We start from the raw sequence: 6,518 nt of genomic DNA on the forward strand, positions 1-6,518 counted from the left end.
AAAACTAAAACCAAAATGAACAAAAAAATAATCCTTGTTATCTGTATTTTGTTTTCCATAACAATTCATAGTCAAACGCTAAAACTGGAAGAAATTATGAAAGGCAACGCTTTCATAGGTGCGCAACCAGAAAATGAAAGATGGTCTTTAGATGGACAGAAAGTTTATTTTGATTGGAATCCAAACAATGAATTGGGCACAAGTACTTATTTTTGGAAAAATGGGTTATCAAAACCAGAATTAGCATCTCCAAATGAAGCTGCTTTTTCAAAACTAGATTTAAAAAAAACAACTAATCCAGATTTATATTATTACATCGATAAAGGAAGATTATTTTCTTATTCCTTAAAAAATAAAAACTCAAAAAAATTATACCAACAAAGCAGTCCGATTGCTAATTTGCAAATGGGTTCTCTACCAGGAGTGCTTTATTTCAGACAAAATGAAAATCTTTTTCAGTTCAATACCAATGAAGGATCTGTCATTCAAATCACGAACTTTCGTAAAGGAAAATCGGATGAGAAAGCTACGGAAAAAGAGTCTTTTTTGAAAAGCCAACAAGAGGAATTATTCCAATTTATTAAAGATCAGGAAGCACTGAAAAAATGGAATTTGGCAAAAGCAAAAACCACAAAATCTGATTTTCCAAAGCCTTATTATTATGGAAAAAATACCTTTGGAAGCTTAAAAGTGGATCCAAAAGGAAACTTCGCCACCTTCAGATTAATAGAAGATTTAGAACGTAAAAATGAAAAAATGGAACTTTTCATAACTGCTGATGGCTACAATCAAATTGAAGATACCAAGGAGAAAGTTTCTTTAGATAATTTGTTGCCAACCAAATTTGGAGTGTATGATATTGCCAAAGATTCTGTTTATTTCGTAAATTTTTCAACATTAAGCCACATTCAGGATGTTCCTAAATATTTTGAACTGTATGAAAAATCAAAAACGACAGAAAAAAAGAATAAACTAATTGTAGTTCAGGAACCTATTTACAATGAAAATGGCTCTTACGCTATTACCGAAATAAGAAGTCAGGATAACAAAGACCGATGGATTGTCAGTTTGAATTTAGAGCAAGGAACTTTTCAGGAATTAGACCATCAACATGATGAAGCTTGGATTGGCGGACCCGGAATTCCGTCTAATTCATATGGAAGGGGAACACTGGGGTTTTTGGGAGACAATGAAACTATTTATTTTCAATCGGAAGAAACCGGTTATTCTCATTTATATTCCTATAACCTGAAGTCAAAAAAGAAAACACAGTTAACCAAAGGAAATTGGGAAGTGCGCAACGTGAGTTTGTCAAAAGATAAAAACTCTTTTTATTTGACCACGACGACTACGCATCCAGGAAACAGAAATTTCTATAAATTAGAAGTTAGAAATCCGGTTTTAAAACCAATTTTAACCAAAGATGGTGCTCATGAAGTAAGTTTGTCTCCAGACGAAAAAACTTTATTGGTTCGTTACTCGTATAAAAATAAACCTTGGGAATTGTATGTAGCGCCAAATAAAAAGAATACCAACTTAAATCAGATAACGTTTTCCACATCGAAAAATTTTAAAGGATATTCTTGGCGTGAACCGGAAGTAATTACTTTCAAAGCTCAGGATGGAACTCTCGTAAATGCCAGATTGTACAAACCGCAAACTGCCAACGCGAATAAAGCCGCTATCTTGTTTGTTCATGGTGCCGGTTATTTGCAAAACGCGCACAACTATTGGAGTACGTACCACAGAGAATACATGTTTCATAATTTATTGGTCGATTTAGGCTATACCGTTTTAGATATTGATTATCGAGGCAGTGATGGATATGGGCGTGATTTTAGAACAGGAATTTACCGTTTTATGGGCGGAAAAGATTTAACAGATCAAATTGACGGTAAGAAATATTTGGTCGAAAATTACGGAATCGACGCGTCAAGAGTTGGGATTTATGGCGGTTCTTACGGCGGTTTTATCACGTTGATGGGAATGTTAACTACTCCAAAAGAGTTTGCTTCGGGTGCTGCATTGCGTTCCGTAACTGATTGGGCACATTACAATCATGGCTACACCGGAAACATTCTTAATTTCCCAGAAACGGATCCAGATGCTTACAAGAAAAGTTCACCAATCTATTTCGCTAATAATTTAGAAGGAGATTTATTGATGCTTCACGGAATGGTAGATGACAATGTTGAATATAAAGATATTGTTCGGTTGTCTCAGCGTTTTATAGAATTAGGGAAGAAAAAATGGAGCTTATCTAGTTTTCCCGTTGAAGCTCATGGTTTTAAAGAAACCTATTCCTGGGTTGATGAATACAGCCGAATCTTAAATTTATTCAACAATACATTGCTTAAAAAATAGTTTTAGACATGAAAATAAATGAAAGAGTTCCGTTCTTTTCTTTGCGTAACTCTGTGAAATAGTTATAAATTTGCAAGAACAAAAATAAACACATACACACAACTAGTATAATGAGCAACACCATCACAACTACTGATTTTAATTTTCCAAACCAAAAATCTGTTTACCGCGGTAAAGTAAGAGAAGTGTACAATATCAATGATGAACTTTTGGTTATGGTAGCAACTGACAGGCTTTCAGCTTTTGATGTCGTTTTGCCAAAAGGAGTTCCATATAAAGGTCAAATTCTAAATCAAATTGCTACTAAATTCATGGAATTGACGGAGGATATTGTTCCAAACTGGTTAATTGCAACTCCTGATCCTAATGTTGCTGTGGGCCATTTATGTGTGCCTTTCAAAGTGGAAATGGTAATCCGCGGCTATCTTTCGGGTCATGCTGCCAGAGAATATGCTACTGGTGAAAGAGAAATTTGCGGCGTAACAATGCCCGATTACTTGAAAGAAAATGATAAATTCCCAGAACCTATCATTACGCCGACGACCAAAGCGGATAACGGAGAACATGACGCTGATATTTCTCGTGAGAATATTTTATCAAAAGGAATTGTTTCTGAAGCAGATTATGTGGTTTTAGAGAAATTCACAAGAGATTTATTCGAAAGAGGAACTGAAATTGCAGCCAGTCGTGGTTTGATTTTGGTTGACACCAAATATGAATTTGGAAAAACCAAAGAAGGGGTAATTGTCTTGATTGACGAAATTCACACACCAGATTCTTCTCGTTATTTTTACGCCGAAGGATATCAGGAACGTCAAAACAAAGGTGAGGAGCAAAAACAATTATCAAAAGAGTTTGTTCGTCGTTGGTTAATCGAAAATGGTTTTCAAGGATTAGAAGGACAACAAATACCTGATATGACTGACGAATACATTGAAACTGTTTCTGAAAGATACATCGAATTATTTGAAAATATATTAGGGGAGAAATTTGTAAAAGCTGACATCAGTAACATAGACGAAAGAATCGAGAAAAATGTTTTAGAATATCTAGCCAATAGATAATTAATTTACAAAAGGTAGAATACAAAACCGCAATTTTGAATTGCGGTTTTTTTATTTTTTTACTACTGATTCATAACAAGTAATCCATTCTTGAACCGACATTTTTTGGACGAGTTCTGCAATTAATTCAAACGGAATTTGGTCCATCTTCTTAAATCGGATGCAACTTTTTCCCATGTCTAATTTTTGGGCGCTATGTTTTGGATATTCCTTTATTAACCACTTCAGTAATTCCGGATTGGCATAAATCCCCATGTGATAAATCGCGATGAAATTTTTCTGTGATGCAATATTAATAAAAGGTAACGGTAGTTTTGGGTCACAATGATAGCCACTAGGATAAATAGAATGTGGCACTACATAACCAATCATGCCGTATGACATTTGTTCAACAAAACCGTTTGGAATATTTTCTAAAATATTTTCTCGAAGTTTAGCAAAAGAATCCTTTTTCTCTGCGGAGATTTCTTCTAAATAGACGTCGATTGATGTGGAGGTTGATTGCATTTTTAAGCATTGTTTGAGTAAAGTTAACAAAAAAACCGCAATTCATAATTTTGAATTGCGGTTTTTTAGCCCCGATAAAAGTGGAAATACTTTCTAGTCCTGAACTTGTTTCAGGATCCTGAAACAAGTTCAGGACTAGAAAGATTAAAACGGATAGCGGGATTAGCTCCTAAAACTATTTAAAATAAGAGAATGTTTCTTCGTTTTCCAACTTCAATAAGGTTTCATAAATTAATTTAATCACATTTTCAACATCGTCACGATGCACCATTTCAACCGTGGTATGCATGTAACGTAACGGCAACGATATCAAAGCCGAGGCAACGCCACCATTACTGTATGCAAAAGCATCGGTATCGGTACCGGTAACGCGTGAAGAAGCCAATCGCTGGAATGGAATTTCTTTAGCCATAGCAGTTTCTAAAATTAATTCTCTCAAATTATTTTGAACCGCGGGCGCATACGTAACCACTGGGCCTTTACCAATTTTGGTTTCCCCTTCAATTTTCTTGTCGATCATTGGAGTAGTGGAGTCATGGCATACATCAGTGACAATTGCTACATTGGGTTTGATGGTTTTAGTAATCATTTCAGCACCACGAAGTCCCACTTCCTCCTGCACCGAATTGGTAATATACAATCCAAAAGGAAGTTTTATTTTGTTTTCGTGCAACAAACGAGCTACTTCGGCAATCATAAATCCACCCATACGATTATCAATGGCGCGGCAAACAAATTTATTTTCGTTCAAAATCATGAATTCATCAGGATATGTAATTACACAACCAACATGAACACCCATTTTATCAACCTGTTCTTTGGTTTCACAACCAATGTCAATGAATAGATTGTCAACTTTTGCTACTTCTTCTTTGTCTCTCATTCGTGTATGAATGGCGGGCCAACCAAAAACACCTTTTACAATTCCTGCTTTAGTATGAATATTGACACGTTTTGAAGGGGCAATTTGATGATCTGAACCGCCATTTCTAATCACATAGATTAATCCGTCATCCGTAATGTAATTTACGTACCATGAAATTTCGTCAGCATGACCTTCAATTACTACTTTATAAGGTGCATCTGGATTTATAATCCCTACCGCTGTACCGTAAGTATCCGTTATAAAAGTATCAACGTAAGGTTTCAAATAATCCATCCATAATTTCTGTCCACCACTTTCATATCCTGTAGGCGAGGCATTATTAAGATAATTTTCTAAAAACTCAAGTGATGACTTGTTTAATATTGATTTTGTGCTCATAAAATTATTTTTTCGCTAAATTATAAAAATGGCATCACAGTTGTGTATATAATGTATAATTTTGGTAATTAAATTTTCCTATATGAAGCTAATTAAATTTTTGTTATTTCTTTTATTTACCACGATGTATGTTAACGCACAGGTAATCCCACAGGATACTATAAAGATGGGGTATGAGTTAGAAGATGACGAATCGATTCTTAATGACACCATTCAATTACCAGAAATATTAATATACAAGGGAAAAACGGATCCCGAAGCAAGAAAGCAATTTTTATTACTTCAAAGTCGGGTATATAAAACTTATCCTTATGCAAAACTAGCTTCGGAGCGATTGACCATTCTTAATAAAGGAATGGCAAATCTCAAAACAAATAAAGAGAAAAAAAGATACTTTAAAATAGTAGAAAGTTATTTGAGTGATGAGTTCGAAGCCAAGCTCAAAAAGCTTTCCCGCAAACAAGGTCAAATATTAGTTAAATTGATTCATCGTCAAACTGGCACCACAACTTTTGAATTGGTTAAAAACCTCAAAAGTGGCTGGAAAGCATTTTGGTCCAATACGGCAGCCAGTATGTTTGACATAAATTTAAAAACAAAGTACGCGCCTTTCGATGTTAACGAAGACTATCTGATAGAAACTATATTAGCTCGAGCATTTGATTCCGGAAGATTGCAAAATCAAAATATGGCAAAACCAGTTGATTATGAAAATCTCAATGATGCTTGGGAGTCTAAAGCTGAAAATCTTAAAAAGTAATTTTCATTTGTGCGTTCCACCTTATATAAAGAGAGGCAATTATCTTAACGGGTAATTGCCTCTTTTTATATAAACGGTCGGGCTATTCGCTTCAAGTCCTCGTCTCGCCAAAAAAAGGCGAGACTGTGGGCTTTCCGCTGCTATCCCTAACGCGAACCTAGGTTATCTATAGCTTTTTGTTGTTTTTACGAGATATTATGTTACCTTATATATAAGAGTGAAAAAGTAATAGCACAATTTATTTCTATATAATGTATGGGACAAAACCATTAGTTAGTTTAATCATGTTTTTGAATAATGGCACAGAAGTAATATCTGAAGAAGCAAAGCGTAGTCATAAATAGGGAAAAAGGCAATAATGCGTGAATTCATCAAGATTGTATAAATAGGAATGGATAGTAAAAAGCGATCTGTCCGTAATGAAATTGGCTATTTTGAATTACAAATGGTTTTATTTGGTGTTTGATTGTAGATTTGTTTAAAAAACTTGTTCTTTCAAAAAACATGATATCAGTTAGTTAAAGATAAAGTTAAGAAAAGGTCAAAAAAAAGTGTTTAA

Annotated in this window: 5 protein-coding genes; 3 read left to right on the top strand and 2 right to left on the bottom strand. The window is 34.5% G+C overall.

Annotated features, from left to right (window positions below; translation table 11 throughout):
- Window positions 1-15 precede the first annotated feature (15 nt).
- Both ACP7AT_RS14900 and ACP7AT_RS14905 read left to right on the top strand, forming a co-directional pair.
- Window positions 16-2,364 (top strand): prolyl oligopeptidase family serine peptidase, encoded by a 2,349-nt coding sequence (locus tag ACP7AT_RS14900; protein ID WP_426065203.1) that lies wholly within the window; start codon window positions 16-18, stop codon window positions 2,362-2,364.
- Window positions 2,365-2,474: 110 nt separating this feature from the next.
- Window positions 2,475-3,428: a phosphoribosylaminoimidazolesuccinocarboxamide synthase gene (locus tag ACP7AT_RS14905; RefSeq protein WP_426065204.1), complete on the top strand. Its 954-nt coding sequence runs from the start codon at window positions 2,475-2,477 to the stop codon at window positions 3,426-3,428.
- Window positions 3,429-3,479: 51 nt separating this feature from the next.
- On the opposite strand, the gene ACP7AT_RS14910 is transcribed toward ACP7AT_RS14905, so the two are convergent.
- Complete coding sequence (locus ACP7AT_RS14910; RefSeq protein ID WP_426065205.1) at window positions 3,480-3,935, bottom strand: DUF1801 domain-containing protein; 456 nt, start codon at window positions 3,933-3,935, stop codon at window positions 3,480-3,482.
- Window positions 3,936-4,110: 175 nt separating this feature from the next.
- Window positions 4,111-5,199, bottom strand: coding sequence for a M42 family metallopeptidase (locus ACP7AT_RS14915; protein ID WP_426065206.1), 1,089 nt, complete (start codon window positions 5,197-5,199; stop codon window positions 4,111-4,113).
- A gap of 82 nt (window positions 5,200-5,281) precedes the next feature.
- Here ACP7AT_RS14915 and ACP7AT_RS14920 point away from each other — a divergent pair, with 82 nt between their 5' ends.
- Window positions 5,282-5,959, top strand: coding sequence for a DUF4294 domain-containing protein (locus ACP7AT_RS14920; protein ID WP_426065207.1), 678 nt, complete (start codon window positions 5,282-5,284; stop codon window positions 5,957-5,959).
- The last annotated feature ends 559 nt before the right edge of the window (window positions 5,960-6,518 follow it).

It is taken from the genome of Flavobacterium sp. DSP2-3-1 (assembly GCF_049896865.1).
Classification (GTDB): Bacteria; Bacteroidota; Bacteroidia; order Flavobacteriales; family Flavobacteriaceae; genus Flavobacterium.

Excerpts from the sequence above, each read along its gene's own strand:
- ACP7AT_RS14905 (WP_426065204.1), top strand. The coding sequence starts at position 2,475 with ATGAGCAACACCATCACAACTACTGATTTTAATTTTCCAAACCAAAAA.
- ACP7AT_RS14915 (WP_426065206.1), bottom strand. The coding sequence starts at position 5,199 with ATGAGCACAAAATCAATATTAAACAAGTCATCACTTGAGTTTTTAGAA.
- ACP7AT_RS14900 (WP_426065203.1), top strand. The coding sequence starts at position 16 with ATGAACAAAAAAATAATCCTTGTTATCTGTATTTTGTTTTCCATAACA.
- ACP7AT_RS14910 (WP_426065205.1), bottom strand. The coding sequence starts at position 3,935 with ATGCAATCAACCTCCACATCAATCGACGTCTATTTAGAAGAAATCTCC.
- ACP7AT_RS14920 (WP_426065207.1), top strand. The coding sequence starts at position 5,282 with ATGAAGCTAATTAAATTTTTGTTATTTCTTTTATTTACCACGATGTAT.